Origin of the sequence: Limnohabitans sp. 2KL-17, from assembly GCF_003063415.1 — a bacterium.
In the GTDB taxonomy this organism is placed as follows: Bacteria; Pseudomonadota; Gammaproteobacteria; order Burkholderiales; family Burkholderiaceae_C; genus Limnohabitans_A.
The window spans coordinates 1-26855 of the sequence record NZ_NESK01000029.1 but is presented as its reverse complement, the minus strand read 5'-3'; the positions used below and the strand labels follow the sequence as shown (position 1 = coordinate 26855).

At 59.4% G+C, this 26855-nt stretch carries 22 protein-coding genes; 19 read left to right on the top strand and 3 right to left on the bottom strand.

Features of this window, described 5'->3' with window-relative positions; translation table 11 throughout:
• Positions 1–90 precede the first annotated feature (90 nt).
• The 4 genes from B9Z45_RS13975 to B9Z45_RS13960 all read left to right on the top strand — a co-directional run bounded on the left by B9Z45_RS13975 (position 91) and on the right by B9Z45_RS13960 (position 5225).
• Entirely contained in the window at positions 91–2217 is a 2127-nt protein-coding gene (locus B9Z45_RS13975) for a cytochrome c biogenesis protein ResB (protein WP_108407833.1), read from the top strand.
• Positions 2214–3524, top strand: coding sequence for a c-type cytochrome biogenesis protein CcsB (gene ccsB, locus B9Z45_RS13970; RefSeq protein WP_108407832.1), 1311 nt, complete (start codon positions 2214–2216; stop codon positions 3522–3524). Before B9Z45_RS13975 ends, ccsB begins: the two co-directional genes overlap by 4 nt.
• A gap of 89 nt (positions 3525–3613) precedes the next feature.
• A complete protein-coding gene (msrP, locus tag B9Z45_RS13965; RefSeq protein ID WP_108407831.1) occupies positions 3614–4609 on the top strand; it encodes a protein-methionine-sulfoxide reductase catalytic subunit MsrP in 996 nt (331 codons plus the stop codon).
• Between the two features lie 16 nt (positions 4610–4625).
• Entirely contained in the window at positions 4626–5225 is a 600-nt protein-coding gene (locus B9Z45_RS13960; RefSeq protein ID WP_108407830.1) for a sulfite oxidase heme-binding subunit YedZ, read from the top strand.
• Positions 5226–5313: 88 nt separating this feature from the next.
• Here B9Z45_RS13960 and lysA read toward each other — a convergent pair whose 3' ends face one another.
• The gene (gene lysA / locus B9Z45_RS13955; protein ID WP_108407829.1) at positions 5314–6603 is read right to left on the bottom strand and encodes a diaminopimelate decarboxylase; all 1290 of its coding nucleotides are present in this window, start codon (positions 6601–6603) and stop codon (positions 5314–5316) included.
• Complete coding sequence (locus tag B9Z45_RS13950) at positions 6600–6881, bottom strand: lipoprotein (RefSeq protein ID WP_233252207.1); 282 nt, start codon at positions 6879–6881, stop codon at positions 6600–6602. Before B9Z45_RS13950 ends, lysA begins: the two co-directional genes overlap by 4 nt.
• 24 nt (positions 6882–6905) lie before the next feature.
• On the opposite strand from B9Z45_RS13950, the gene cyaY reads away from it, so the two are divergent.
• Positions 6906–7235, top strand: coding sequence for an iron donor protein CyaY (gene cyaY, locus B9Z45_RS13945; protein ID WP_108407827.1), 330 nt, complete (start codon positions 6906–6908; stop codon positions 7233–7235).
• A gap of 53 nt (positions 7236–7288) precedes the next feature.
• Here the strand turns inward: cyaY and B9Z45_RS13940 are convergent, their stop codons facing one another.
• Positions 7289–9676: a penicillin-binding protein 1A gene (locus B9Z45_RS13940; protein WP_108407857.1), complete on the bottom strand. Its 2388-nt coding sequence runs from the start codon at positions 9674–9676 to the stop codon at positions 7289–7291.
• 188 nt (positions 9677–9864) lie between these two features.
• On the opposite strand from B9Z45_RS13940, the gene B9Z45_RS13935 reads away from it, so the two are divergent.
• From B9Z45_RS13935 to B9Z45_RS13870, 14 genes are all read left to right on the top strand, one after another.
• Positions 9865–10614 (top strand): hypothetical protein, encoded by a 750-nt coding sequence (locus B9Z45_RS13935; protein ID WP_108407826.1) that lies wholly within the window; start codon positions 9865–9867, stop codon positions 10612–10614.
• On the top strand, positions 10614–11189 hold the full coding sequence (locus B9Z45_RS13930) for a hypothetical protein (RefSeq protein WP_108407825.1): 576 nt from the start codon (positions 10614–10616) through the stop codon (positions 11187–11189). The genes B9Z45_RS13935 and B9Z45_RS13930 overlap by 1 nt, the downstream gene beginning before the upstream one ends.
• Positions 11186–12277: a hypothetical protein gene (locus B9Z45_RS13925; protein WP_108407824.1), complete on the top strand. Its 1092-nt coding sequence runs from the start codon at positions 11186–11188 to the stop codon at positions 12275–12277. The genes B9Z45_RS13930 and B9Z45_RS13925 overlap by 4 nt, the downstream gene beginning before the upstream one ends.
• Entirely contained in the window at positions 12277–13713 is a 1437-nt protein-coding gene (locus B9Z45_RS13920) for a type IV pilus secretin PilQ (protein ID WP_108407856.1), read from the top strand. The genes B9Z45_RS13925 and B9Z45_RS13920 overlap by 1 nt, the downstream gene beginning before the upstream one ends.
• Positions 13714–13811: 98 nt before the next feature.
• Positions 13812–14363: a shikimate kinase gene (locus B9Z45_RS13915; RefSeq protein ID WP_108407823.1), complete on the top strand. Its 552-nt coding sequence runs from the start codon at positions 13812–13814 to the stop codon at positions 14361–14363.
• Between the two features lie 31 nt (positions 14364–14394).
• Positions 14395–15507: a 3-dehydroquinate synthase gene (gene aroB / locus B9Z45_RS13910; protein WP_108407822.1), complete on the top strand. Its 1113-nt coding sequence runs from the start codon at positions 14395–14397 to the stop codon at positions 15505–15507.
• Between the two features lie 35 nt (positions 15508–15542).
• The gene (locus B9Z45_RS13905; RefSeq protein WP_108407855.1) at positions 15543–16694 is read left to right on the top strand and encodes a deoxyguanosinetriphosphate triphosphohydrolase; all 1152 of its coding nucleotides are present in this window, start codon (positions 15543–15545) and stop codon (positions 16692–16694) included.
• Positions 16691–17908: a CynX/NimT family MFS transporter gene (locus tag B9Z45_RS13900; RefSeq protein ID WP_108407821.1), complete on the top strand. Its 1218-nt coding sequence runs from the start codon at positions 16691–16693 to the stop codon at positions 17906–17908. The genes B9Z45_RS13905 and B9Z45_RS13900 overlap by 4 nt, the downstream gene beginning before the upstream one ends.
• A gap of 5 nt (positions 17909–17913) precedes the next feature.
• Positions 17914–18468, top strand: a complete 555-nt coding sequence (locus B9Z45_RS13895) for a DUF1415 domain-containing protein (RefSeq protein WP_108407854.1) — start codon at positions 17914–17916, stop codon at positions 18466–18468.
• 119 nt (positions 18469–18587) lie between these two features.
• Positions 18588–19460, top strand: coding sequence for an SAM-dependent methyltransferase (locus B9Z45_RS13890; protein WP_108407820.1), 873 nt, complete (start codon positions 18588–18590; stop codon positions 19458–19460).
• 53 nt (positions 19461–19513) lie between these two features.
• Positions 19514–20215 carry a transposase gene (locus B9Z45_RS13885; RefSeq protein ID WP_108407819.1) on the top strand — a complete coding sequence of 234 codons (702 nt, stop codon included), beginning with the start codon at positions 19514–19516 and terminating at the stop codon, positions 20213–20215.
• Between the two features lie 133 nt (positions 20216–20348).
• Complete coding sequence (locus B9Z45_RS13880; RefSeq protein WP_108407818.1) at positions 20349–25046, top strand: glutamate synthase-related protein; 4698 nt, start codon at positions 20349–20351, stop codon at positions 25044–25046.
• 30 nt (positions 25047–25076) lie between these two features.
• Positions 25077–26558: a glutamate synthase subunit beta gene (locus tag B9Z45_RS13875; RefSeq protein WP_108407817.1), complete on the top strand. Its 1482-nt coding sequence runs from the start codon at positions 25077–25079 to the stop codon at positions 26556–26558.
• A gap of 50 nt (positions 26559–26608) precedes the next feature.
• On the top strand, positions 26609–26855 hold a 247-nt coding region (locus tag B9Z45_RS13870; protein ID WP_146180858.1), incomplete at its 3' end, for a transposase.

Genomic DNA, 26855 nt, shown 5'->3' with positions numbered 1-26855 from the left:
TTAAGCGATAAGCCAGGCCGGATTTCCGGCCTTTTTCATTTTTGGCGGGCCTCAGGCCCGCATGGTTTTGCCTGTGGACACCTTTGCACCATGACGTCTGTTGCCTCCAGTCCTGAATCTGAACGTGGTTCGCCTCGCCGGGAAGCTGTGCTGGAACTCCTGTCGTCCATGCGGTTTGCGATCTCCCTGCTGACGATCATTTGCGTGGCATCGGTCATCGGTACCGTGCTCAAGCAAAACGAGCCCAGCACCAATTACATCAACCAGTTCGGACCGTTTTGGGCTGAGTTCTTCGTCACCCTGAAACTGAATGCGGTGTACAGCGCTTGGTGGTTTTTGCTGATATTGGCCTTCCTGGTGCTCAGCACCAGTTTGTGCATTGCCCGCAACACCCCCAAGATCCTGGCCGATCTCAAGACCTACAAGGAAAACATCCGAGAGCAAAGCCTCAAGGCTTTTCACCACAAGGCAGAAGGCCAGCTGAACGAATCGCCTGAAGAGGCCGCGAAACGGCTGGGCCAGCTGCTGGCTACAGGTGGCTGGAAGGTGCGTTTGCAGTCACGTCAAACGCCTCAGGGCATGGGCTGGATGCTGGCGGCCAAAGCCGGTGCGGCCAACAAGCTGGGGTACATCGCGGCCCACTCGGCGATCGTGCTGGTCTGCGTGGGCGGTTTGCTGGACGGTGATTTGGTGGTGCGCGCCCAGATGTGGTTTGGCGGCAAGGCCATTTACAGCGGTGGGGGCATGATTGCTGACGTGCCGGAGCAGCACCGCTTGTCCGAGCGCAACCCGGCTTTTCGCGGCAACCTGATGGTGGCCGAAGACACGGCAGCGAGCACCGCAATCCTGAGCCAGTCCAATGGCATTTTGCTGCAGGAGTTGCCCTTTGCGATTGAGCTCAAAAAATTTATCGTCGAGTATTACTCGACAGGGATGCCCAAACTGTTTGCCAGTGAAATCGTGATCCACGACAAGGCCACGGGCGAGAAAAAAGAAGCCCGTGTGGAGGTGAACCACCCGGCCAGCTACAAGGGCGTTGAGATTTACCAGTCCAGCTTTGACGATGGCGGCTCCAGCGTCAAGCTGCGCGCGATCCCGATGGCCGCGGACACCCGGCCTTTTGAGGTGGACGGCACCATCGGCGGCAGCACCGAGTTGAGCAACGGACCTGAAAAAATGAGCCTTGAGTTCACAGGCCTTCGTGTGATCAATGTGGAGAACATGTCAGGCAATGGCACGGGTGGGCAGGGCGTGGATGTTCGCAAAGTCGACTTGCGCAGCGCTATAGACCAGCGCATGGGTGCGGGCAACAAAACCACTGAGACGAAAGAGCTGCGCAACGTGGGCCCGAGCGTGAGCTATAAATTGCGCGATGCCGCAGGCCAGGCCCGTGAATACAACAACTACATGCTGCCGGTGGACGCGGGCGATGGCGTCCCTGTGTTCTTGTTGGGCATGCGCGAAAACCCCAGCGAGCCCTACCGATACCTGCGCCCACCAGCTGATGAAAACGGCGAGCTGGACGGTTTCATGCGCTTGCGCTTGGCATTGGCAGATGCCGTCTTGCGCGAGCGTGCGGTGCAACGCTATGCCCGCAAGGCGGTTGACCCGCTGCGCCCCGAGTTGACGCAGCAGTTGGCGGGCTCGGCCGCCCGGGCACTGGGCTTGTTTGCTGGTCTGGAATCCGTGCAGGGCAAAAAGGTGGCGGGCTTGCAGGCGCTAGCTGATTTTCTGGAGGCCAATGTGCCAGAGGCTGAGCGTGCGCGCGCAGGTGAGATGTTTGTGCGCATCCTGAATGGCACCCTGCTGGAGCTCGATGGGCTGGCGCGCGAACAAGTCAAAGCCAAGCCGCTGCCCAAAGACAATGTGCAGGGTTTCATGTCGCAAGCGGTGCTGGCGCTGTCAGATGCGCCTTTTTACCCCGCACCCATGACGTTTTTGCTGAAAGACTTCAAGCAAGTGCAGGCCAGTGTTTTTCAGGTGGCCAGAGCCCCGGGAAAAAACGTGGTTTATTTGGGCTGCTTTTTTCTGATTCTGGGGATTTTTGCGATGCTCTACGTGCGCGAACGCCGTTTGTGGGTCTGGTTGTCACCCCAAGCTGAGGGGGCCAATGTCACCCTGGCGCTGTCGTCCAACCGCAAAACGCTGGACGTTGACCGTGAATTTGACCAATTGACAGCCCGTTTGCTGGGCCGTCCCGAGAAAAACCAAGCATGACTACTTTGACTTTGAATCCCGGCTATTTCTCTCGCCGCAGTCCGCTCGATTGGGGCTTTGCATTGCTGGCACTGGTGGGCATGGTGTTTGCATTTACCCGTTACCAGCACGCGATGGATGTTTACGAGCAAGCCATTTTGGTGGGCACAGTGCCGGCCGTGACCTGGCTGGCCTGGTTTTGGCGTCCATTGCGCACCTTGATGCTGGTGGTCACCGGCCTGTCATTGTTCGCCATCTTTTTGTACCAGGGCGACCTGGCGCGGTCTGAGCAGGTGTTTTTCCTCAAATATTTCTTGTCCAGCCAGTCTGCCATCTTGTGGATGAGCATGGTGTTTTTCATCAGCACCGTTTTTTACTGGGCGGGCATGTTTGTGCGCGGCCAAGGTGACGCCCTGGAGTCACTGGGCTCGCGCATGGCCTGGGTGGCCGTTGGGCTGGCCCTGATTGGCACCTTGGTGCGTTGGTACGAAAGCCATCAACTGGGGCCTGACATCGGGCACATCCCGGTCAGCAACTTGTACGAAGTGTTCATCATGTTTTGCTGGATGACGGCAGGCTTTTACCTGTACTACGAAGACCATTACCGCACCCGTGCCCTGGGCGCTTTTGTGATGTTGGTGGTCAGTGCAGCGGTGGGCTTTTTGCTGTGGTACACGTTGGTGCGAGAGGCGCATGCCATTCAGCCCCTGGTGCCTGCCCTCAAAAGCTGGTGGATGAAGCTGCATGTGCCTGCCAACTTCATTGGTTACGGCACCTTTGCACTGGCTGCGATGGTGGCGTTTGCTTACCTGATCAAGCAAACTGCGGGTGAAACCCGTTGGTACAAGCTGGCACCTTTGTGGTTGCTGGGCATAGTCTTGTGTTTTGAGCCTGTGGTGTTCCGCAAGTCACCCACCGAAGGCGGCAGTGGTTACTGGATGGTCTATTTCGGCATTTCGGCCCTGATCGTGGCGGGTATTTTGTTCGGTCGTCGCCGCATTGCAGAGCGATTGCCCTCGTTTGAGGTGCTGGACGATGTGATGTACAAATCCATCGCGGTCGGCTTTGCTTTCTTTACCATCGCCACGGTGCTGGGTGCCTTGTGGGCTGCCGAGGCCTGGGGCGGCTATTGGAGCTGGGACCCGAAAGAAACCTGGGCCCTGATCGTTTGGCTCAATTACGCGGCTTGGTTGCACATGCGCTTGATGAAAGGTCTGCGCGGTACGGTGGCGGCGTGGTGGGCCTTGATGGGCCTGGCTGTCACGACCTTCGCTTTCCTGGGTGTCAACATGTTTTTGAGCGGTTTGCACAGCTACGGCACGCTGTGATGGGGTCGCTGCAACGGGCAGCTGTTCATGTTGCAAGGCGAGGCAGACCGTGTGAACACATTCTTCAGTTCTGGTCATAAAGGACATACATGCGCAGTTTTATCAACCGTTCCAGCCCCCAAGAACCGGCTTACAGCGACATCACGCCAGAGCCCGTTTACCAAACCCGCAGAGACCTCATTCGCAGCCTGGCAGCAGGTTCTGCGGGTGTGGCCCTGACGACATGGGGCCTGCGCGAGGCGCATGCGCAATCAGCACGGCCTGGCCAATTGGCCGCATTGGCTTCGGGTGCTTCAGCTGTGCCGGGTGCCATGACCATGGACAAGCCCACGTCCTACAAGGACGCCACCACCTACAACAATTTTTACGAATTCGGCACCGACAAGTCCGACCCCTCAAAGCGGGCACACACGCTCATCACGCAGCCCTGGACGGTGGAGATTGAAGGGCTTGTGAAAAAACCCGGGCGCTACGGCCTGGAAGACCTCATGAAGATGAGCGCGATGGAAGAACGCATCTACCGCATGCGCTGCGTGGAGGGCTGGTCGATGGTGATTCCGTGGATCGGCTATTCAATGGCCCAGCTGATCCAGCGGGTGGAACCTTTGCCCGGGGCTAAATTCGTCGAGTTCATCACCCAGGCTGACCCCAAGACCATGCCGGGCCTTCGGGGTGGGGCAATCGACTGGCCCTATGTGGAAGGTCTGCGCATGGACGAAGCCATGCACCCGCTGACCCTGCTGGCCTTTGGCATGTATGGCGAAGTCATGCCCAAGCAAAACGGCGCGCCGCTGCGGCTGGTGGTGCCTTGGAAATACGGTTTCAAGAGTGGCAAGAGTTTGGTCAAGATCCGCTTCACCGACAAGCAACCCGTGTCGTCCTGGGAAAAGGCCGCACCGCAAGAGTACGGCTTTTATTCCAACGTTAACCCTCTGGTGGACCATCCCCGCTGGAGCCAGGCCACCGAACGGCGCATCGGCGAGGACGGGCTGCTGGCCAAAAAACGCAAAACGTTGATGTTCAACGGTTACGAGGCGCAAGTGGGCCAGTTGTATGCCGGAATGGACCTGAAAAAGTTTTTCTGATGCTGGGATTGTCTGCATGAGGCAGGCCTTGCGTCACCCTGCAGCCTGGTGGGCACTGCTGGTGCTCGGCTTGCTGCCCCTGGCCTGGTTGGGGGGGCAAATCTGGCAAGACCAGCTGGGTGCCAACCCCGCCGAAGCCCTGATCCGTACCACCGGTGACTGGACGCTGCGCAGTCTGTGTGTGGTGTTGGCGGTCACGCCCTTGCGCCAACTGCTGGCTTGGCCTGAACTGGTTCGGTTCAGGCGCATGCTGGGTTTGTTGACTTTTGCCTATGCCTTTTTACACCTGCTGTGCTACGCGTGGTTCGACATGGGTTTTGATTGGGTCGACATGGTTCAGGACATCGCTAAACGCCCTTTCATTCTGTTGGGCTTCAGCGCCTTTTTGATCTTGCTGGCGCTGGCCACCACCTCATTTAACCGTGCCATCCGTCAACTGGGGGCCCGTCGCTGGCAGGCCTTGCACCGTGCGGTTTATGCGGTGGCTGTGCTGGCCATCCTGCATTTTTGGTGGATGCGTGCGGGCAAACAAAATTTTGCCGAGGTGTTTGTTTACGCGGCCATCCTCATCAGCTTGCTGGGGTGGCGTCTTGCACGGCGTGGGCGCAGTCGGTGATGTGCTTGATCACGCTTGATCCTTCGTGTCAAGGGCACAAGCGCGAGGGTCTGGCACACGACATGGCGGGCTTTCATCCGCAGCCGAATCAGCCGACCAGTTGCTCCAGCGCAAAGGTGTCAAAAGCCGATTCGCGCTGGCGGATCAAATGGGCTTTTGTGCCGTCCACCAGAATTTCAGCGGCCCTGCCCCGGGTGTTGTAGTTGCTCGCCATGCTCATGCAATACGCCCCAGCCGACAGCACGGCCAGCGTGTCGCCTGGCCGAACCAGCAGTTGCCGGTCACGGCCGATCCAGTCGCCACTTTCACACACTGGGCCCACTACGTCGTACAGGCTGCCTTCGCCCGGTCGGGGCGTCACCGGCACGATGTGGTGAAAAGCCTGGTACATCGCAGGACGCGGCAAGTCGTTCATCGCCGCATCGATGATGCAAAAGTTTTTTTGTTCACCAGGTTTCAGGTACAGCACTTCGGTCAGGCACACCCCGGCGTTGCCCACCAGTGAGCGGCCTGGCTCGATCATGAGCTGGCGCTGGCCGTAGCCGCGCGCATCCAGCTTGGCCAGCAGCTGCGCCCAAAGGGCATCGGCTTCAGGCGGGGTATCGCCGTTGTAGTTGATGCCCAGGCCACCGCCAAAGTCGATGTGGTGGATGGGAATGCCCGCTGCCTCGATCTCGGCCACCAGGTCCAGCACGCGGTCCATGGCGTCCAGATAGGGCGTGGCATCGGTGATTTGTGAGCCGATGTGGCAGTCGATGCCCACCACTTTCAGGCCTGGCAAGCTGGTGGCATGGCGGTAGGCGCGCAAAGTGTCTTCGTGCGCGATACCGAATTTATTGCCCTTGAGACCCGTTGAAATGTAAGGGTGGGTTTTCGGGTCCACATTCGGGTTGACACGCAGGCTGACCGGCGCTGTCATGCCCAGACCGGAGGCCACGTCGCTCAGCACGTCGAGTTCGGCTTCGCTTTCCACGTTGAAGCAGCCGATGCCCACTTGCAGGGCCTGTTTCATCTCGGTACGGGTTTTACCCACACCTGAAAAAATGACTTTGGCCGGGTCACCGCCAGCGGCCAGAACGCGGGCCAGTTCACCGCCCGAGACAATGTCAAATCCGCAGCCCGCTTCGGCAAAAACCTGCAACACCGCCAGGCCAGAGTTGGCCTTCATGGCGTAGCAGATTTGGGCCTTGCGCCCGGCAAAGCCGCGCTGGTAGGCGCCCAGCGCCGACAGCATGGCCGCCTTGGAATAGACAAACAGGGGTGTGCCGTATTTGTGGGCCAAATCAGACAGGCGAACGCCCTCGACCATGAGCTGGTCACCCGCGTAGGCGATGTGGGGCTGGCCGGGCAGGCCTTGGTGTGTGGCAGGTGCGTTCATGGTGGGGTGGCCTTGGGGGCCGCAGGTGCGATCAGGGGGGCTTTGGCAGGTGCACCGGGTGGTGACGCAACCGGCGCAGTGGTTTCGGTCGAAGAACGTGGCGTCTCAGCGGGCGTGCCAGTCGCGGGTTGGGCGGGCCAGGGCTTCAAAGTCTGAGGCAAGGTGGCACGACCCTCAGACTCCGGTGTGTTGGGTAAAAACAAGGGACCTTTTTGGCCGCAAGCCCCCAACATTGCCGCACCCCCAACAAGGGCATGTGCGGTGACTAGAATCTTCATGATCTTCAACATGCTGCGATTGTAATGACCGACCTTGAATTTTTGGACCAAGCTGAACGCCTGCTCGCGGGCGTAGAGATCAGCAGCGATCGTCTGAACGACGACACCGACGCCGATATCGACAACCAGCGCACGGGCGGCATGGTCACACTGACCTTTCCAAACCGTAGCCAGATCGTGATCAACCTGCAAAAGCCCCTGCAAGAGGTGTGGTTGGCTGCCCGCTGTGGAGGCTTCCATTACAGGTTTGACGGCGTGCACTGGATGGACAGCAAGGGGCAGGGCGAATTTTGGGAAAGCCTGTCGCGCTACGCTTCGCAGCAGGCGGGTCAAGACTTGTTGTTCAAGCCCTGATACTTTTCAGCAGGGCTCTGTTTTTATGAGGGCGGCTTGTCGCCACCGACCCCTCAGTTTCTGAATAAATCCAGAATCCGGTTGCGTTCTTCTGTCGGGGGCACGGCGTTCTGGGTTTTGCCCGAGCCATCGCCACCTGCGCCCAGGCTGGTGACCGAGCCGCCCTTGGCGTACTCTTCATACACCCAGTCGCCCCCGATGTTCACCAGGCCCTCTGGCACTTGGGGCTCTGAAACGGGCAAGCTGCGCAAAGCGGTCTCCATGAAACTGATCCAGACAGGCAAGCTCAGGCCCCCGCCCGTTTCACGATCGCCCAGCTTGCGCGGGGTGTCATAACCGATCCAGACCACCGCAGCCAAGTTGGGCTGGTAGCCTGCGAACCAGGCATCCATGGCATCGTTGGTGGTGCCGGTTTTGCCATAAATATCTGGGCGCCTGAGGGTGGCTTGCGCACGCGCTGCTGTCCCTGAGCGCGTGACTTCTTGCAATAAACTGGTCATGACAAACGCATTGCGCGCTGGAATGGCCGGGGTTTCGCCCTGTTGTGTCACCGCAGGGCTGTCCACCAGCACGCGGTCCTTGTAGTCGGAGATGCGTGTGATCAAGTGCGGCTGGACCCGGTGTCCTCCGTTGGCAAACACCGAGTAGCCCGTCGCCATTTGCATGGGCGTCACAGAGCCCGCACCCAGCGCCATCGTCAAATAGGCCGGGTGCTTGTCTTCGTCAAAACCAAAGCGGGTGACCCACTCTTGAGCCGGTCGCGCGCCCACTGCCTGCAACACCCGTATCGAGACCATGTTTTTGGACTTGGCCAAGCCAGTGCGCAAACTCATGAGGCCGTCAAATTTTCCATCGTAGTTTTTGGGCTCCCAGGGCTGCCCTCCAGTGATGCCGCTGTCAAAAAACAAGGGTGCATCGTTGACCATGGTGGCTGGGGTAAAGCCTTTTTCGAGTGCTGCCGAATAAATGAAGGGCTTGAAGCTGGAGCCTGGTTGGCGCCAGGCCTGCGTGACATGATTGAACTTGTTTTTGGCAAAGTCAAAGCCTCCGACCAAGGCCCGGATGGCGCCAGTTTGTGGGGTGAGTGCGATCAAGGCGCCTTCCACTTCCGGCAGTTGGGTGATTTCCCATGCGCCTTTGCCCGTTTGCGTGATGCGGATCAGAGCGCCTTTGCGAACCTGTTTGGCCGGTGGTGTTTTGTCCGACAGGCCCGATTGCGCCGGTTTGAGTCCATCGCCGGTGATGGTGATTTGTTCACTGTTCTGGCGAATCACCACGACTTTGCGAGGGGAGGCTTCGAGCACCACCGCTGACAGCACGTCGCCGTTGTCAGGGTGGTCTTCCAATGCGTCATCGATGGTCTCTTCCATTTTTTTGGCATCGGCAGGCAGGTCGATGAATTTTTCCGGTCCCCGATAAATCTGGCGGCGCTCAAAATCCATGATGCCCTGTCGCAAGGCCTTGTAGGCAGCCATTTGCTCGGTCGATTGAACGGTGGTGTAGACGTTCAATCCCCGTGTGTAGGTTTCTTGGCCGTATTGGGCAAAGACCATTTGCCGGACGGTTTCAGCCACGTATTCGGCATGCAGTATTTTTTTATCAGCCGCTGAGCGCAACTTGAGTGGCTCTGTCTTGGCAGCTTTGGCCTGAGCTGCGGTGATGTACTTGTTGTCCTCCATCCGCTCGATGATGTAGAGCTGGCGCGAGCGCGCACGTTTGGGGTTGCTGATCGGGTTGTAGGCTGAGGGTGCTTTGGGCAGCCCCGCCAGCATGGCGGCTTCGGCAATGCTGATGTCCTTGAGCGGTTTGCCGTAGTAGGTTTCAGCGGCCGAGGCAAAACCGTAAGCCCGATTGCCCAAGAAAATCTGGTTCATGTAGATCTCAAGGATCTGGTCCTTGGTCAGCATGTGCTCGAGTTTGTATGTCAGCAAAATTTCATAAATTTTGCGGGTGTAGGTTTTCTCGGACGACAGGTACACGTTGCGTGCCACCTGCATGGTGATGGTCGATGCGCCCTGGCTTTTCATACGCCCCAAATTGGCAATGCCCGCGCGCAAGATGCCCAGATAGTCCACACCGCCGTGTTGGTAAAAGCGGTTGTCTTCGATCGACAAAACCGCGTCTTTCATCACTTGCGGTATTTCCTTGATGGGCGTCAGGTTGCGGCGCTCTTCGCCGAATTCGCCCATCAGTTGGCCATCTTCCGTGAAAACACGCAGGGGCAGTTTGGGCTTGTAGTCTTCCAAGTCGGAAATATCGGGCAGGTTCGGGTAGGCGATCACCATGGCCACACCCACCACCATGAGGATGGAAAACAGCCCGGCGGCCACGAGGCCCGCAGCCCACACGGCCAGCTTTACAACCCACGACAGGAGGGTGGGGGAAGGGTAATGCCCTTCAAGGCGTTGCTTTTCTGAGGCGGCGGTGTCTTTTGATGGCATAAGTGGGCTGTTGGGGCAGCCAACAATTCGCAGGCTGCAGGCCATTATAAAAATCCTGGGCCTGGTGCAGGGATATTTCGGAAATCAAAAACAACTATTTGGTTTGCAAAAAAATTGTCAAGAATGCTTATTCATGTTACAAAACCCTTTTGCAAAGACCATTCAGGCCGTTTCCAGGGAGTCTCAGCATGCAGGCATTGGCGCAATGGTGGCGGCGTTTGGCCCTTGGTTCTGTTCGCCAGGCATGGGGCTTGGCACCTGAAGGCGCTGCCTGGGCTTTGGTCGGGTTAACGCGGCCAAAGCAAGACTTGGCGAAGGTTCACACCTCGCTGTCCTTGCAGCCCCCGGTCGGAATGGATGTTGCTGACATGCGTTGGTTGAGCCAGCACTTGCGCCAAAAGGGCCGCACGCGTGGCGGGTTTCGTCATCGCCTGAACATGGCCTTGCCCGCTGACCAATTGCAGGAAGGCCACATCGATTTCCCAGCGGATCTGTCCCCCACCGAATGGCTGTACGAGGTCCAACTGGAGGCGTCTCAGGCCTTGCAGCTGGCGCCCGATGCGGTGAATTTTGATTTTGAACCCGAGCCATATACAGGGGCCCTCGTGCAGCGTGTGCGTTGGATGGGCTGTGCACAAGCCCACCTGATCCGTTTCAAGAGTTGCACACGCGCTGCGGGGTGGCGACTGGCGACTGTCGAGTCTGAAACCCAGGCGGCTGAACGCGCCGTGCGGGCTTTACAGGGCGGGGTGGCCAGTTTATTGACCCAGCCGCCGCAAGACTGGCTATTCCGGCTGAGCAACGGGAACCATTCAGCGCAGACATACATGCCCATGGAGCCAGATGGGGTCATCCAAGAGGCCGCTCGCCAAGTCCTGGCCACGCCGACGGGCTCCCGTTTGGTGGCCTCTGGCCTGGCCCTGAAGGCTTGGCTGTGATGCGCGCCCTCAATCTGCTGCATTACCCGGGACTGGCCCGGCAAAACAGAGTTTTCCACCGCTGGTGGAGTGGTCTGGCCGGGCTGCTACTGGGCAGCGCCCTGGCTTGGGGATCGCAGCAATGGCAAGCGGTTCAGACCGCACGGCTGCTGCAAGAGCAAAGCCATTTAAAAGAGGCATTGGCTGTGCGCACGCAGCAGACCCAAGAATCTGTCCAGCTCCAAACCCGATCGCGCTTGCAAGCAGAGCAACTTGGCCAGCTTGAGCAAATTGCCCAGCACCAGCAGGCTTGGGTTTCCTTGCATGAGGCATTGCACAAAGAGGGGCATGGCCTTCGGTTGCAACGCCTGCAAGCAGAGGCCGAAAAAATCGAGATGCAAGGCACGATGGCCCGTTTCGATGCGATGACCGAAACCAGGCAAAACCTGTCTGATCAACTGGACCAAACGCTTGGCCTGACGAGCATCACGGTCGGGCCTGGTGAATCGGTGAGTTTTGTCTGGCAAGCCCACTGGCCTGCAGCAAACGGCGCCTTGAAGACCCCACGCTCACTCACACCTGCACTCAAGCCATGACCCAGGACACCAGCCCCATGGGACTTGCCTTGCGTTTGCCCATGGGGACACTGCGATGGCCACACCTGCAAAGGCTGACCGAACGCTGGCTACGCCGTTGGGGTTTTGCACTGTCTGGTTTGGTCCTGGGCCTGTGGGGCGTGTGGCTGTCTCACGCCGAGGTGAATGAGGGGCATGCCAAGGCGCAGCAAGCGGTTGAAGACTTGCGCCAGCAAATGGCGACGTTGCCCGTCGTGTTGACGGCCAAACCTGGCAAGCCGCTGTCGTTTGTCGAACAAAAAATGCTGGCCAGCCTGCCAAGTGCGATTCGGCAAGAAGCCATTTGGGGTGATGTGCAACAAGCCTTGACTCAGCATGGTTTGCAACTGCTGTCTTTGCGGCCGTTGCCACCTACAGGGGCCGATGCCCGCCATGGCGGATTGTCCAGCCACGCCATGACCATTCAATTGCGCGGTCGGTTTGACGATTGGACGCGCATGTGGGCTGCGTGCGCCTTGACCGGCCCGCTGTGCGCGATCGACCGCATCAGCGTGGTGGCGACGGCCAAGCCTGCCGAGGTTCAGATCGATGCCGTGCTGCGCGTCTGGATGCGACCGGTTGAGCTTGGCGTGCCCGAGGAGCCTGCGCAGGCTGGATGGTTGGCACCTGCGCCGATGGAAAACCTTCCCGCGCTGCATCGGCGTGGCGCCTTGTTTGCGATGGAGCAGGCAGTCGCTGTGCCTGCGGCGGGCGATGCAGTGCGCGTGTCGGCAAACATTGACGCCAAACCGTCCAATGCGCCGGGTACAGGGCCAAGTACAGCGGGCGCTTTCGCATTGGAGGCTTTGCCGGAAGACCCACATCATTGGCCGCTGGACCGTGTGCGCCTGGTGGGGCTTTGGCGTCAAGGGACAGAACGGCAGGCGATCTTGTCTGCTGGACCCCATTGGACCAAGGTGTCCAAGGGTCAACGCGTCACGCTGGAGGGGCACCGGGTCGTTGCCATCACCGATGAGGGGCTGAGTTTGCGCCGGGCACAAGAGCCCTTGGTTGGACTCCTATGGGATTCGAAAACGGGTGACAGCAAAACAGGGGAAGGAAAAAAGTGATGACGAACTTCAAAACATGTTGCATTCACTGGCGCTTTTGGGCGGTGTACTTTTGCGCGGTCTTGTCGGCGCAGGCGCAAACCATGGCCACTCCACCGATTCTGTCCATGCCGATTGAGGTGCAGGCAACAACCAAGCCCTTGCCCGCACACGACGACAAGCCCATCAGCCTGAGTTTTCAGAACATCGACATCAAAGCCTTGCTGCAGGTGTTTGCTGATTTTTCGGGTTGGAACTTGGTACCGTCCGACAGTGTCAGTGGACTTGTGAGCGTCAAGCTCAACGAGGTGCCGTGGCAGCAAGCCTTGCACATTGTTTTGCAATCCAGGGGCCTTGTTTCGCGCCAGGAGGGGGGCGTGTTGTGGGTGGCACCTCAGGGTGAATGGGCGCTTCGCGAAAAAAAGAAACTCGATGCACAAGCCGCTCTGGATGCGGTGAGTCCGATGCACATGTTGTCTTTGCGATTGCAATATGCCCGCGCCACCGAAGTGGCTCTGCGTTTGCAGGGCGGTGCAGCGGGCAGTGCAGGTGGGCGTTGGTTGAGTGCGCGCGGCAGTGTGCTGGCTGAGCCCAGAACCAACCAGCTGTTCATTTCAGACCTGCCCGAGCGTTTGCTGAATCTTGAAAAAATGTTGGTACAACTGGATGTGCCGGTCCGGCAGATCCTGATCGAGGCGCGCATCGTCGAGGCCGATGACCAGTTTGGCCAGTCGCTGGGTGTCAAACTCGGGGCGGGTCTGGCGGTTCCTTTGAGGTCGCAGGGGAAGTCTGGCACCCTGGCTGTAGGGTCAAGCAACCAGCCCGCGGCAGCAGGTGTGGTGACGGGCAATCAGGTCAACCTGCCTGCAGGCTCTGCGGGGCAAACGCTCAATACCCCCGCCACTTTTGCCGTGTCGCTGTTCAATGCGGCCGCAGACCGATTCATCAACCTGGAAATTTCGGCCTTGGAAGCTGCGGGGTTGGGCAAGGTGGTGTCGCGTCCCCGCGTGGTGACCGCCGACCAGACCAAGGCCTTGATCGAGCAGGGCACCGAGCTGCCCTACCTAACCGCTTCAGGCAATGGCGTGACGGTGATTTCCTTCAGAAAAGCCAACCTGAAGCTGGAGGTCACACCCCAAATCACCCCCGATGGCTCGGTGGTGCTGGATGTGGATGTGAACCGTGACAGCGTGGGGCAAATCACACCCGCTGGCTACGCCATCAACACCAAACATGTGAAGACCCAGGTGCGGGTGGAAGACGGTGGCACGGTGGTGCTGGGTGGCATTTACGAAGAAACCAATCGCCAGGACGACGCCAAAGTTCCAGGACTGGGGGATGTGCCCGGTTTGGGCTGGTTGTTCAAAAACCGCGACCACACACGGCGCAAAAGCGAGTTGTTGATTTTCCTGACGCCCCGGGTGATGGCCGATGGGCCCGCTACGCTGCCGCCCTGAGGCCTGCAACTGCCGGGCGGGTCGAATACACTTGAAAGCATTGAGCTGTGGACCATTTTTGTCTGTGGCCTGGCAGATATTTTCAGTGTGAGACTTCCTTGAGCATCATCTTCGTGGGCCTTCCCGGCTCGGGCAAAACCACCATCGGCAGGCAACTGGCGCGCCGGTTGGGTGTGCCCTTTGTCGACTCTGACCACGTGATCGAACAGCGTTTGGGCTGCTCGATCCGGGAGTTTTTTGCCCGCGAAGGAGAAGACAATTTTCGCGATGTGGAGCAACAGGTGCTGGACGATCTGACCCGGACCCATGAGGGCGTGATCGCCACAGGAGGCGGCGCTGTCTTGCGAGAAGCCAATCGGCGCCATCTGCGCGAGCGAGGTCATGTGCTTTACCTGCGATCGACCCCCGAAGACGTGTTTCGCCGAGTGCGCCGTGACACGGTGCGACCTCTGCTGCAGGTGGTTGACCCGCTCGGCCGCTTGCGCGATTTGTTTGAAGCGCGTGACCCCTTGTACCGCGAGACGGCGCATTTTGTCATCGAAACCGGGCGCCCTTCGGTGGCCACCCTGGTCAACATGATCGTCATGCAACTTGAATTGGCAGGACACTTGCCACTGCGCAGCACCTCTTTGCCGCCCGCCAGCGCCTGAAATCCGGCCAAAGCCCCTACACTTGGCGCCTATGCCCGAGCACACCACCTTCATTGAGCAGGTCGCCATTTCACTGGATGACCGGAGTTACGACATCCACATCGGCCAGGGCCTGCTGAGTCACCCTGAAACCTGGTCAGGATTGCCCCAGGCTCAGACCGCCATGATCGTGACCAATGACACGATCGCGCCACTTTACGAAGCTGTTTTGCGCAATGCCATCAGCCCGCATTACAAGCAAGTTCATACCGTGGTGCTGCCCGATGGCGAAGCCCACAAGGACTGGCAAACCCTGAACCTCATTTTCGACGCTCTGCTGTCCAAAGGCTGTGATCGCAAGACGGTGCTGTTTGCGCTGGGCGGTGGCGTGGTGGGTGACATGACCGGTTTTGCCGCTGCCAGCTACATGCGTGGCGTGCCTTTTATCCAGGTGCCCACCACACTGCTTTCTCAGGTTGATTCGTCGGTGGGGGGCAAAACTGCCATCAACCACCCGCTGGGTAAAAACATGATTGGCGCCTTCTACCAGCCGCGCCGCGTGGTCTGTGATCTGGGTACGCTCAAGACCTTGCCGCGGCGCGAGCTGAGCGCAGGTTTGGCAGAAGTCATCAAGTACGGTCCGATTGCCGACATGCCCTTTATGGAGTGGATCGAGGCCAACATCGATGCGCTCATGGCGCAAGACCCCAAGGCCCTGGCCCATGCGGTCAAACGCAGCTGCGAGATCAAGGCCTGGGTCGTCGGGCAGGACGAACGCGAGGCTGGGCTGCGAGCCATCCTGAATTTTGGCCACACCTTTGGCCATGCCATTGAAGCCGGTCTGGGCTTTGGGGTTTGGCTGCACGGCGAGGCTGTGGGCTGCGGCATGGTCATGGCCGCCGAGCTGTCACACCGGCTGGGCAAGGTCGATGCCGCGTTTGTGGCACGCCTCAAAATACTGCTTGTGCGCGCGGGTTTGCCGGTTCGCGGCCCCGTGATCGATGCTGCTGACAACGCCGGACATTACATCGCACACATGCGGCTCGACAAAAAGGCCGAGGCCGGTGACATCAAATTTGTGGTGATCGACGGCCCTGGTCTAGCCACCGTGTGCGGCGCACCTGACGACATGGTGCGCGACGTGATCAACGCCTGCTGCGCCTGAACCCCATGCAAGCCGATGCGATGCAATGGCCCGGCATGACCGCGCTGGGTGCTGGCAGCCTGGATGCTTTGGCCTGCGATCCTGCGCAGACCCGAGGACGCCGCATTGCTGAGCCCGCCGCCCCCACACGCAACGCGTTTCAGCGCGACCGTGACCGCATCGTGCACTCCACCGCTTTCCGTCGGCTGGTGTACAAAACCCAGGTGTTCCTGAACCACGAAGGTGATTTGTTCCGCACCCGCTTGACGCATTCGCTGGAAGTGGCGCAACTGGGTCGCTCGATTGCCCGCGCTTTGGGCCTGAACGAAGACCTGGTCGAGGCTGTGTCTCTGGCACACGACCTGGGCCACACGCCTTTCGGGCACGCGGGGCAAGACGCGCTCAACGAATGCATGGCCGGACACGGTGGCTTTGAGCACAACCTGCAAAGCCTGCGCGTGGTTGACAAACTGGAAGAGCGATACCCTGCCTTTGACGGGCTGAACCTGAGTTTTGAAACCCGTGAGGGCGTGCTCAAGCATTGCTCTCGCACCAACGCCGAGCATCTGGAGCGGACCGAGCCGGGCGGGGTGGGGCGGCGCTTTATTGACCACACCCAGCCGAGTCTCGAGGCGCAGCTGTGCAATCTGGCCGATGCCATTGCCTATAACGCGCACGACATCGACGATGGCGTGCGTTCCGGGCTGATCAGCATGGAGCAGTTGCTGGCGGTCGAGCTGTTTGCCCACTACCATCAGCAAGCGCTGGGTGAGCACCCCGAGTTGGCGCAAAAGCCCCGTCGCCTTTTGTACGAAACCATTCGCCGCATGCTCAGCGACCAGGTGTACGACGTGATCCACACCACCCGTTTGGCCGTGGCTAAGGCAGGCGTCAAGACGGTCGACGAAGCCCGTAAGGCCGGACCTCTGGTGGCCTTCAGTCCCGACATGAAAACGAGCTCTGGTGCGCTCAAGAAATTTCTGTTTGCCAGCTTGTACCGCCACCCCCAGGTGATGCACAACACTTTGCAGGCCCAACAAGCCGTGCGCGAACTGTTCATGGCTTATGTGGACAAACCCACAGAAATGCCCACGGGTTTTGCCTTGAGCGCTGACCTGCACCGCTCAGTGTCCGACTACATCGCGGGCATGACAGACCGTTTCGCAATGCGCGAACACGAACGCCTCACGGGGAGAAAACTGCTTTGAGTCCGTCACGCACTGACCACACTGCCTGGCTGGTGGTGTTGGCGGGCGTGGTCGCGGCCTTGCAGGTGGGCAAGCTGCCCCCGGCTCTGCCCGCTTTGCAGGCCGATCTGGGCCTGACGCTGGTGCAGTCCGGTTTCCTCTTGTCCATCGTGCAATTGGCCGGTTTGAGTCTGGCGGTATTCATGGGCTTGTGGGCGGATGGCATGGGCCTTAAGCGCAGCATGCTGAGTGGCTTGTGCCTGCTGGCGCTGGCAAGCGCCCTGGGCGGCTTCGCGACCTCGGTCACCGCCTTGCTGGCGCTGCGGACCATCGAAGGACTGGGCTTTTTATGGGTGGCCTTGCCCGCACCCGCGCTGATCCGTCGCCTGGTGCCGCCCGCGCAACTGTCCGGCATGCTGGGCGTGTGGGGGGCTTACATGCCCACCGGCACGGCGCTGGCTTTGTTGGTTGGACCGCTGTTCATCCCGGCTTGGGGCTGGGGCGCTTGGTGGTGGCTGTTTGCCGCCGTGTCGCTGGGCATGGCGATGTTGCTGCTGCGCAGCGTGCCTTCCGATCCCCGAGTGGGCTCATTCACTGGCCAGATGTCTGATGAAAACAGTACAAACCACGGTGCATGGCAGCGCCTGAGCCGCACATTGCGAGCCCCTGGCCCTTGGCTGGTGGCGCTGACTTTTGCCATGTATTCGGGCCAGTGGCTGGCTGTGGTCGGGTTTTTGCCCTCCATTTATGCCGCTGCTGGCGTAAGCGGTGCGTTGCTGGGCGTGCTCACGGCCTTGGCGGCAGCAGTGAACATCATCGGCAACCTGGTGTCAGGCCGCCTGCTGCAGCGCGGCTGGGCACCCCGCGCCACGCTGTGGCTTGGCTTTGGCGCGATGGCGCTGGGCAGCACCGTGGCCTTTGCTGCGCTCACCGAAGGCCAGCCTTGGCTGCGCTTTGTCGGGGTGCTGCTGTTTTCGGGCATGGGCGGTCTGGTGCCGGGCACGCTGTTCAGTTTGGCGGTGCGCCTGGCCCCGGGGGAGCAGCAAGTGGCCACCACCGTGGGCTGGGTGCAGCAGCTCTCGGCCCTGGGCCAGTTTGTCGGGCCACCCGGGGTGGCCGCTGTGGCCGCGCATGCGGGTGGCTGGCAGTTCACGCCCTGGGTCACGGTGGGGTGTTGTGTGGTGGGGGCAGTGTTGGCTTGGGCGGCCGGGCGCTTGCTCACACAGGCAAAATGACGCCCATGACTGACATGAACACCCATGAAATCGCCGACACCGTGCGCTGGCTTGAACGCGCCGTGATCGGCCTGAACCTGTGTCCTTTTGCCAAAGCCCCGCACGTCAAGGGTCAGATTCATTACATGGTGAGTGAAGCCAAAGGCCTTGAGGGCTTGCGCGATGAACTGATTGAACAGTTGCAAGCGTTGGCTGCTGCGCCTGCCGATGAACGCGAAACCGTGTTGCTCATCATTCCCCAGATGTTGCAGGATTTTTTGGCTTTCAACGATTTTCTGGACGAGGCCGATGCGGTGTTGCAAGAGCTGGACATGGAGGGCGTATTTCAGGTGGCGAGTTTCCACCCGCAATTCCAGTTTGCGGACACCGAACCCGACGATGTCGGCAACCTCACCAACCGATCGCCTTACCCCACACTGCATTTGATCCGCGAGGAAAGCATCGACCGGGCTGTCGAGGCTTTTCCTGAGGCCGAAATGATCTACGAAACTAACATCGCCACGATGGAGAAGTTGGGGGCTGCGGGTTGGAAAGCGCTCGACGTCGGGCCGCATGACTGAAGCCAGAAAGACTTCGACTGCCTGAGCCGCAATCCACGTCAGCATGTACGCGCGCCCACTGGCAATGAACAAACTGCAACGATGCATCGTGGTCAGACACCGTTTCAACATCCAACACCATGAAAAAACCCTCACCTGCAGTGCCCGTTTCTGAACTTCCTCCTGAAGTTCGCCCAGGGCAGTCCATTGAATTGCTCAAGCAACTGCACATCCTGACCCGTGAGGGCAAGCTCAACCAAGACTCACGCCGCAAACTCAAGCAGGTTTACCACCTCTTCCAGTTCATCGAAAAGCTCTTGCTTGAATTGCCTGCCAGCGACAAGGGCCCCACGCTTGCCGACCATGGCGCGGGCAAGTCGTACTTGGGTTTCATCATTTATGACCTGTTTTTCAAGGCCTTGGGCCACGGCACGATCTTCGGCATCGAGACCCGCAGTGAACTCGTCGCGTCGTCCCAAGCACTGGCCCTGAAAGTGGGCTTTGACCGCATGCGCTTTTTGAACGTGAGCGTGGCGGAATCCACCCAAAGCAATGAATTGCCCGATCAGATCGATGTGGTCACCGCTCTGCACGCCTGCGACACCGCCACCGACGACGCCATCGCGTTTGGCCTGCAAAAGAAAGCCAAATACATGGTGTTGGTGCCCTGCTGCCAGGCCGAATTGGCGCGGGCGCTCAACCAGAACAAAGCACTCAACCTGCAGCGCACCCCTTTGGCCGAGCTCTGGCGTCACCCCCTGCACACCCGCGAAGTGGGCAGCCAACTCACCAACGTGTTGCGCTGCCTGTACCTGGAATCACAAGGCTACCAAGTGACCGTGACCGAGTTGGTCGGCTGGGAGCACTCCATGAAAAACGAGCTGATTTTGGCCAAGTACACCGGCCAGAAAAAGCGTGCTTCTGGGGACCGATTGGTGGCGTTGCTCAAAGAGTTCGGGGTGGAGGCAGAGATGGGGGGCCGGTACCCGCACATGGCCGTTGGTCTTGATTAATCGGGGTCAGATCCCGATTAAACTGAGCTTTTCTCATTTGGAGGGAGCCCCCCATGGCCCGCCAACCCCGCCTCACCGTTGCCGCTTACCCGCACCATGTCATCCAGCGCGGCAATGATCGCCAGGCCATCGTGCGCGATGACGCAGACCGCGAGCGTTTGTTGTCCCTGTGGCACGAGCATGCGAAGACCTTCAAGCTAGCGGTCCATGCCTATGTGATCATGGACAACCACTTTCATTTGCTGGTCACCCCCACGACCGACCAAGGTCTGCCGCAGATGATGCAGGCGGTCGGCAGGGCCTATGTGCGCTATTTCAACCAGCGGCATCAGCGGACGGGCACCTTGTGGGAAGGGCGCTACCGCAGCAATCTGATTGAGAGTGAGCGCTATCTTTTGGCCTGCATGGTTTACATCGACCTGAACCCGGTGCGTGCGGGCATGGTGGGGCAAGCGGCTGACTTCAAGTGGTCCAGCCACCGGCACTGTATTGGGCAACTGAGCGACAAATTGGTGACGCCGCATGCCCTGTTTTGGGGCTTGGGCAACACCCCGTTTGCCCGGGAAGCGGCGTATAACGACCTCATCCTGTCCGGCTCGGCGCATACCGACCAAGTCCAACTCCAACTCACACGCAGTGCCCTGTCGGGCTGGGCCTTGGGCTCCCCGGCTTTTGTGGCTGACTTGCAGCAGTCAACCTTGCGCCGTCTGTTGCCGGGTAAAGCCGGGCGACCTGCTAAAAAGACGGCCGAATAAATCTGTCCCCAATTAAATAGTCATTGAAATAATGATCGAATCAATAGGGATCTGACCCCAATTAATTCGCTTGGCATGGATGCTGCAGTGCACTACACTTCCCGATCTGCGTAAAAACCCTTAGGAGTACGCCATGACCAAGGCATCTGAAAAAGAACATTTCCAAAAGACCGGTCTGTACGATCCGGCCAATGAGCACGATGCATGCGGTGTTGGCTTTGTGGCGCACATCAAGGGACACAAGACCCACGCCATCGTGACGCAAGCGCTGCTGATTTTGCAAAACCTTGACCACCGGGGTGCTGTGGGGGCCGATGCGCTCATGGGCGACGGTGCCGGTATCCTGATTCAGCTGCCCGATGCGCTGTACCGCGACGAAATGGCCAAACAGGGCATTGCCTTGCCGCCATTTGGTGAATACGGCGTGGGCATGGTGTTCTTGCCCAAAGAGCATGCTTCACGCATGGCTTGCGAGCAAGAGTTGGAGCGTGCCGTCAAGGCCGAAGGCCAGGTGGTGTTGGGCTGGCGCGATGTGCCCGTGAACCGCGACATGCCTATGTCGCCCACCGTGCGCGAAAAAGAGCCGGTCATGCGCCAGATCTTCATTGGCCGTGGCGCCGATGTGATCGTGCAGGATGCGCTGGAGCGCAAGCTGTATGTGATCCGCAAGACCGCCAGTGCCGCCATTCAAAACCTGAACCTGACGCACAGCAACGAGTACTACATCCCGAGCATGTCCAGCCGCACCGCGGTGTACAAGGGCTTGCTGCTGGCCGACCAAGTGGGGACATATTACCTGGACCTGCAAGACGAGCGTTGCGTTTCGGCCCTTGGCTTGGTGCACCAGCGCTTTTCCACCAACACCTTCCCCGAGTGGCCGCTGGCGCACCCTTACCGCTATGTGGCACACAACGGCGAGATCAATACGGTCAAGGGCAATTACAACTGGATGAAGGCCCGTGAAGGCGTGATGTCTTCGCCGGTGCTGGGCAATGACTTGCAAAAGCTCTACCCCATCAGCTTTGCCGGTCAGTCCGACACCGCCACTTTTGACAATTGTCTGGAACTGTTGACGATGGCGGGTTACCCCATCAGCCAGGCTGTGATGATGATGATTCCCGAGCCTTGGGAGCAGCACACCACGATGGACGAGCGCCGCAAAGCTTTTTACGAATACCACGCGGCGATGCTGGAGCCTTGGGACGGCCCGGCATCGATTGTGTTCACCGATGGCCGCCAGATCGGCGCCACGCTGGACCGCAACGGCCTGCGCCCATCGCGTTACATCATCACCGACGACGACATGGTCATCATGGGTTCGGAAACCGGCGTGTTGCCGATCCCCGAAAGCAAGATCCTGCGCAAGTGGCGTTTGCAGCCCGGCAAGATGTTCCTGATCGACCTGGAGCAAGGTCGCATGATCGACGACGAAGAGTTGAAGTCGAGCCTGGCCAGCAGCAAGCCCTACAAACAGTGGATTGAAAACCTGCGCGTCAAGCTGGACGACGTGGCCGCAGCCCCCGTGGCGCCCGCTTCTGCTGTGGCATTGCTCGACCTTCAACAAGCCTTCGGCACCACCCAAGAAGACATCAAGTTCTTGCTGGCCCCGATGGCCCAAGCCGGTGAAGAAGCGCTGGGCTCCATGGGCAACGACAGCCCGCTGGCGGTGCTGTCGGACAAAAACAAGCCGCTGTACAACTACTTCAAGCAGTTGTTCGCGCAAGTGACCAACCCACCGATTGACCCGATTCGTGAAGCGATCGTGATGTCGCTGGTGTCCTTCATCGGCCCCAAGCCGAACTTGCTGGACATCAACCAGGTCAACCCACCCATGCGCCTCGAAGTCAGCCAGCCTGTGCTGGACTTCGCCGACATGGCCAAGCTGCGCAACATCGAACAAGCCACCAAAGGCAAGTTCAAGAGTGCCACGCTCGACATCACCTACCCCGTGTCCTGGGGCCATGAGGGGGTGGAGGCCAAGCTGGCATCTTTGTGCGCAGAGGCTGTGGACGCCATCAAGGGCGGACACAACATCCTGATCATCAGCGACCGCCAGATCAGTGCAACCCAGGTGGCGATCCCCGCCTTGCTGGCCCTGTCAGCCATACACCAGCACTTGGTCAGCGAAGGCCTGCGCACCACGGCGGGTCTGGTGGTGGAAACCGGTACCGCGCGAGAAGTGCACCACTTTGCTGTGCTGGCCGGTTACGGTGCCGAGGCCGTTCACCCCTACCTCGCCATGGAAACCCTGGCGGCATTGCACAAAGAGTTGTCAGCGGATCTGTCTGCAGAAAAGGCCATCTACAACTACGTCAAGGCGATCGGCAAGGGCTTGTCCAAGATCATGTCCAAGATGGGCGTGAGCACTTACATGTCGTATTGCGGTGCGCAATTGTTTGAAGCCATCGGCATCAACAGCCCCACCATCGACAAGTACTTCGCCGGCACCGCCAGCCGGGTGGGGGGCATTGGCGTGTTCGAAATCGCCGAAGAAGCCATCCGCATGCACAGCGCGGCATTCGGTGATGACCCGTTGCTGGCCACCATGCTGGATGCAGGGGGCGAATACGCCTGGCGCGCCCGGGGCGAAGAGCACATGTGGACGCCGGACGCGATTGCCAAGTTGCAGCACTCCACCCGTGCCAACAACTTCAGCACCTACAAGGAATACGCCCAGATCATCAACGACCAGAGCAAGCGGCACATGACGCTGCGCGGCCTGTTTGAGTTCAAGATCGATCCAGCCAAGGCCATTGCGCTGGACCAGGTCGAACCTGCCAGCGAAATCGTCAAGCGTTTTGCCACCGGCGCGATGTCACTGGGCTCAATTTCCACCGAAGCCCATGCCACTTTGGCCGTGGCCATGAACCGCATTGGCGGCAAGAGCAATACCGGTGAAGGCGGCGAAGACGCGGCCCGTTACCGCAACGAACTCAAAGGCATCCCGATCAAGCTGGGGGACTCACTCAAGAGCGTGATCGGCGAAGAAAACGTCGAAGTGGACTTGCCCTTGCAAGCCGGCGACTCGCTGCGTTCGCGCATCAAGCAAGTGGCCTCGGGCCGCTTCGGGGTCACTGCCGAATACCTGTCCAGCGCCGATCAGATCCAGATCAAGATGGCCCAGGGCGCCAAGCCCGGTGAAGGCGGTCAGTTGCCCGGTGGCAAGGTGTCTGATTACATCGGCAAGTTGCGGCACTCGGTGCCTGGTGTGGGCCTGATTTCGCCACCCCCGCACCACGATATCTACTCGATCGAGGACTTGGCCCAACTGATCCACGACCTGAAGAACGTGGCCCCGCACAGCGACATCAGCGTCAAGCTGGTGTCTGAAATTGGCGTCGGAACCATTGCTGCTGGTGTGGCCAAATGCAAAAGCGATCACGTGGTGATCGCCGGTCACGACGGCGGAACGGGCGCATCGCCTTGGTCTTCTGTTAAGCACGCGGGCTCGCCTTGGGAAATCGGTCTGGCCGAAACCCAGCAGACGCTGGTGCTGAATGGCTTGCGCGGACGCATCCGTGTGCAAGCCGATGGCCAGGTGAAGACCGGCCGCGACGTGGCCATCGGCGCCTTGCTGGGTGCGGATGAATTCGGCTTCGCCACCGCACCGCTGGTGGTCGAGGGTTGCATCATGATGCGCAAGTGCCACCTGAACACCTGCCCGGTGGGCGTGGCCACGCAAGATCCGGTATTGCGTAAGAAATTCACAGGCAAGCCTGAGCACGTCGTGAATTACTTCTTCTTCATCGCAGAAGAAGCGCGTCAGATCATGGCCCAGTTGGGCATCGCCAAATTTGACGACCTGGTGGGCCGTGCCGACTTGCTCGACATGAAAGCTGGCGTGGCGCACTGGAAAGCCAAGGGCCTCGATTTCAGCCGTTTGCTGGCTGTGCCTCAAGTTGGTTCCGATGTCGCCGTGCGCCATGTGTCGACCCAGGACCATGGCCTCGAGAAGGCGCTGGACAACGTGTTGATCGCCAAGAGCCGTGCCGCCATCGACAAGGGCGAGAAGGTTCAGTTCATGGAGGTGACCCGCAACGTGAACCGCTCAGTCGGAGCGATGCTGTCGGGCGCCGTGACGAAGGTGCATCCTGAAGGCCTGCCAGACGACACGCTGCGAATTCAGCTCGAAGGCACAGGCGGACAGTCTTTTGGCGCGTTCCTGGCCAAAGGCATCACTTTGTACTTGATTGGTGAAGCCAACGATTACACCGGCAAGGGTTTGTCCGGCGGCCGTGTGGTGGTGCGCCCCAGTCTGGAGTTCCGTGGCGTAGCATCGCAAAACATCATCGTGGGCAACACCGTCATGTACGGCGCTACCACTGGTGAAGCTTTCTTTGCCGGTGTGGCAGGTGAGCGTTTCGCGGTTCGTTTGTCGGGTGCCACCGCGGTGGTGGAAGGCACGGGCGACCACGGTTGTGAATACATGACCGGCGGTACCGTGGCTGTGCTGGGTAAAACCGGCCGCAACTTCGGCGCGGGCATGAGCGGCGGCGTCGCTTACGTTTATGACGAAGACGGTCAGTTTGCATCGCGCTGCAACACCGCCATGGTCAGCATGGACAAAGTGCTGACAGCCGCTGAGCAGGAAGCGCAAATCGACCGCAATGTGTGGCACCGCGATCAGACGGACGAAGCACAACTCAAGAAATTGCTGGAAGACCACCACAAGTGGACAGGCAGCCAGCGCGCCCGCGAGTTGCTTGACAACTGGGCCACCGCCCGCGCCAGGTTTGTCAAGGTCTTCCCCAACGAATACAAGCGTGCCCTGGGTGAAATCAATGCCCGCAAGGCTGCCAAAGCGACGGCTGGCAAAACTGTTGCTGCCTGAGCCCAACGTCAAGATTGAAGGAACATCATCATGGGAAAAATCACAGGCTTCATGGAACACGAGCGCATCGAGGAAGGCTACAAGCCGGTTGCCGAGCGCCTGAAGAATTACGGTGAGTTCGTGATCGGGCTGACCGATGAGCAAGCGAAAACTCAGGCATCGCGCTGCATGGATTGCGGTACGCCCTTTTGCAACAGTGGCTGTCCGGTCAACAACATCATTCCTGACTTCAATGACCTGGTCTATCAAGGTGATTGGAAAAATGCGATCGAGGTGCTGCACAGTACCAACAACTTCCCCGAGTTCACTGGGCGTATTTGTCCTGCGCCATGTGAAGCGGCTTGCGTGGTCAACTTCAACGACGATGCGGTGGGCATCAAATCGATCGAACACGCCATCATCGACCGCGCATGGGCCGAAGGCTGGGTCACCCCGCGTCCCGCCAAGGTCAAGACTGGCAAAAAAGTTGCTGTGATCGGCGCAGGCCCCGCAGGCCTGGCTGCTGCGCAGCAGCTGGCCCGTGTTGGCCATGATGTGACGCTGTTTGAGAAAAACGACCGTGTGGGTGGTTTGTTGCGTTATGGCATTCCTGACTTCAAGATGGAGAAGACGCACATCGATCGGCGCGTCAAGCAACTTGAAGCCGAAGGCGTGACCATCCGCACCAGCACCCTGATCGGGACCTGGCCCAAGGATTCGAAGGTCATCAATTGGGCCAAGGAAACCATCAGTGCGGAACAGATCAAGTCAGACTTTGATGCTGTGTTGATGACCGGTGGCTCCGAGCAGTCACGTGACCTGCCCGTGACAGGCCGTGACCTGGACGGCATTCACTTTGCAATGGAGTTTCTGCCTCTGCAAAACAAGGTCAATGCGGGGGACAAGATCAAAGACCAGTTGCGTGCCGATGGCAAACATGTGATCGTGATTGGTGGCGGTGACACCGGCAGCGACTGCGTCGGCACCAGCACCCGGCACGGTGCCGCCAGCGTCACCCAGTTCGAGGTGATGCCAGAGCCGCCCGAAAAGGAAAACAAGCTCATGGTCTGGCCTTATTGGCCCATGAAGCTGCGCACCAGCTCCAGCCATGAAGAGAGCGCCGAAAAAGGCCTCTTGCACCGTGAATTCGCAGTTTCCACCAAGGCGTTCATCGGCGAAAAAGGCCGGGTCACGGGTCTGAAGACTGTGCATGTCGAGTTCAAGGACGGCAAGATGGTCGAGGTGCCCGGCACCGAAAAAGAATATAAAGCCGACCTGGTCTTGCTGGCCATGGGTTTTGTGAACCCGGTGGCCTCCGTGCTTGAAGCCTTTGGCGTGGACAAGGATGCCCGTGGCAATGTGAAGGCAAGCACAGACTTTATTGGCGGTTACGCTACCAATGTGAGCAAAGTATTTGCCGCAGGTGACGTGCGCCGGGGCCAATCCCTGGTGGTCTGGGCGATTCGCGAGGGCCGTCAGGCGGCGCGGGCGGTGGACGAGTTCTTGATGGGTACAAGCGACCTGCCGCGCTAAGGCTACGCGGAATAAGTCCACCGCATTGGGTGCTGTTTCGTTATAGGTCGATGAAACAACAGACCCTTGCCCTAGCGGCCGATGCAGGAGCCGGATTCGAACAATACCGTCGCGCAACCAGGCGCGACGTGTTCCTCTCCACAATGAATGAGATCGTTCCGTGGCATGCGCTATGCGAAGTGATCGAGCCGCATTACCCCAAGCCGGGCAATGGTCGCCCGCCGGTGGGACTTGAGCGTATGTTGCGCATGTACTTTGTGCAGCACTGGTTCAACTTGGCCGACGAGGCTTGCGAGG

What these genes read in the sequence shown, in the direction of transcription:
- B9Z45_RS13975 (WP_108407833.1), top strand. Translation starts at nt 91, where the DNA reads ATGACGTCTGTTGCCTCCAGTCCTGAATCTGAACGTGGTTCGCCTCGC.
- ccsB (WP_108407832.1), top strand. Translation starts at nt 2,214, where the DNA reads ATGACTACTTTGACTTTGAATCCCGGCTATTTCTCTCGCCGCAGTCCG.
- msrP (WP_108407831.1), top strand. Translation starts at nt 3,614, where the DNA reads ATGCGCAGTTTTATCAACCGTTCCAGCCCCCAAGAACCGGCTTACAGC.
- B9Z45_RS13960 (WP_108407830.1), top strand. Translation starts at nt 4,626, where the DNA reads ATGAGGCAGGCCTTGCGTCACCCTGCAGCCTGGTGGGCACTGCTGGTG.
- lysA (WP_108407829.1), bottom strand. Translation starts at nt 6,603, where the DNA reads ATGAACGCACCTGCCACACACCAAGGCCTGCCCGGCCAGCCCCACATC.
- B9Z45_RS13950 (WP_233252207.1), bottom strand. Translation starts at nt 6,881, where the DNA reads ATGAAGATTCTAGTCACCGCACATGCCCTTGTTGGGGGTGCGGCAATG.
- cyaY (WP_108407827.1), top strand. Translation starts at nt 6,906, where the DNA reads ATGACCGACCTTGAATTTTTGGACCAAGCTGAACGCCTGCTCGCGGGC.
- B9Z45_RS13940 (WP_108407857.1), bottom strand. Translation starts at nt 9,676, where the DNA reads ATGCCATCAAAAGACACCGCCGCCTCAGAAAAGCAACGCCTTGAAGGG.
- B9Z45_RS13935 (WP_108407826.1), top strand. Translation starts at nt 9,865, where the DNA reads ATGCAGGCATTGGCGCAATGGTGGCGGCGTTTGGCCCTTGGTTCTGTT.
- B9Z45_RS13930 (WP_108407825.1), top strand. Translation starts at nt 10,614, where the DNA reads ATGCGCGCCCTCAATCTGCTGCATTACCCGGGACTGGCCCGGCAAAAC.
- B9Z45_RS13925 (WP_108407824.1), top strand. Translation starts at nt 11,186, where the DNA reads ATGACCCAGGACACCAGCCCCATGGGACTTGCCTTGCGTTTGCCCATG.
- B9Z45_RS13920 (WP_108407856.1), top strand. Translation starts at nt 12,277, where the DNA reads ATGACGAACTTCAAAACATGTTGCATTCACTGGCGCTTTTGGGCGGTG.
- aroB (WP_108407822.1), top strand. Translation starts at nt 14,395, where the DNA reads ATGCCCGAGCACACCACCTTCATTGAGCAGGTCGCCATTTCACTGGAT.
- B9Z45_RS13905 (WP_108407855.1), top strand. Translation starts at nt 15,543, where the DNA reads ATGACCGCGCTGGGTGCTGGCAGCCTGGATGCTTTGGCCTGCGATCCT.
- B9Z45_RS13895 (WP_108407854.1), top strand. Translation starts at nt 17,914, where the DNA reads ATGACTGACATGAACACCCATGAAATCGCCGACACCGTGCGCTGGCTT.
- B9Z45_RS13890 (WP_108407820.1), top strand. Translation starts at nt 18,588, where the DNA reads ATGAAAAAACCCTCACCTGCAGTGCCCGTTTCTGAACTTCCTCCTGAA.
- B9Z45_RS13885 (WP_108407819.1), top strand. Translation starts at nt 19,514, where the DNA reads ATGGCCCGCCAACCCCGCCTCACCGTTGCCGCTTACCCGCACCATGTC.
- B9Z45_RS13880 (WP_108407818.1), top strand. Translation starts at nt 20,349, where the DNA reads ATGACCAAGGCATCTGAAAAAGAACATTTCCAAAAGACCGGTCTGTAC.
- B9Z45_RS13875 (WP_108407817.1), top strand. Translation starts at nt 25,077, where the DNA reads ATGGGAAAAATCACAGGCTTCATGGAACACGAGCGCATCGAGGAAGGC.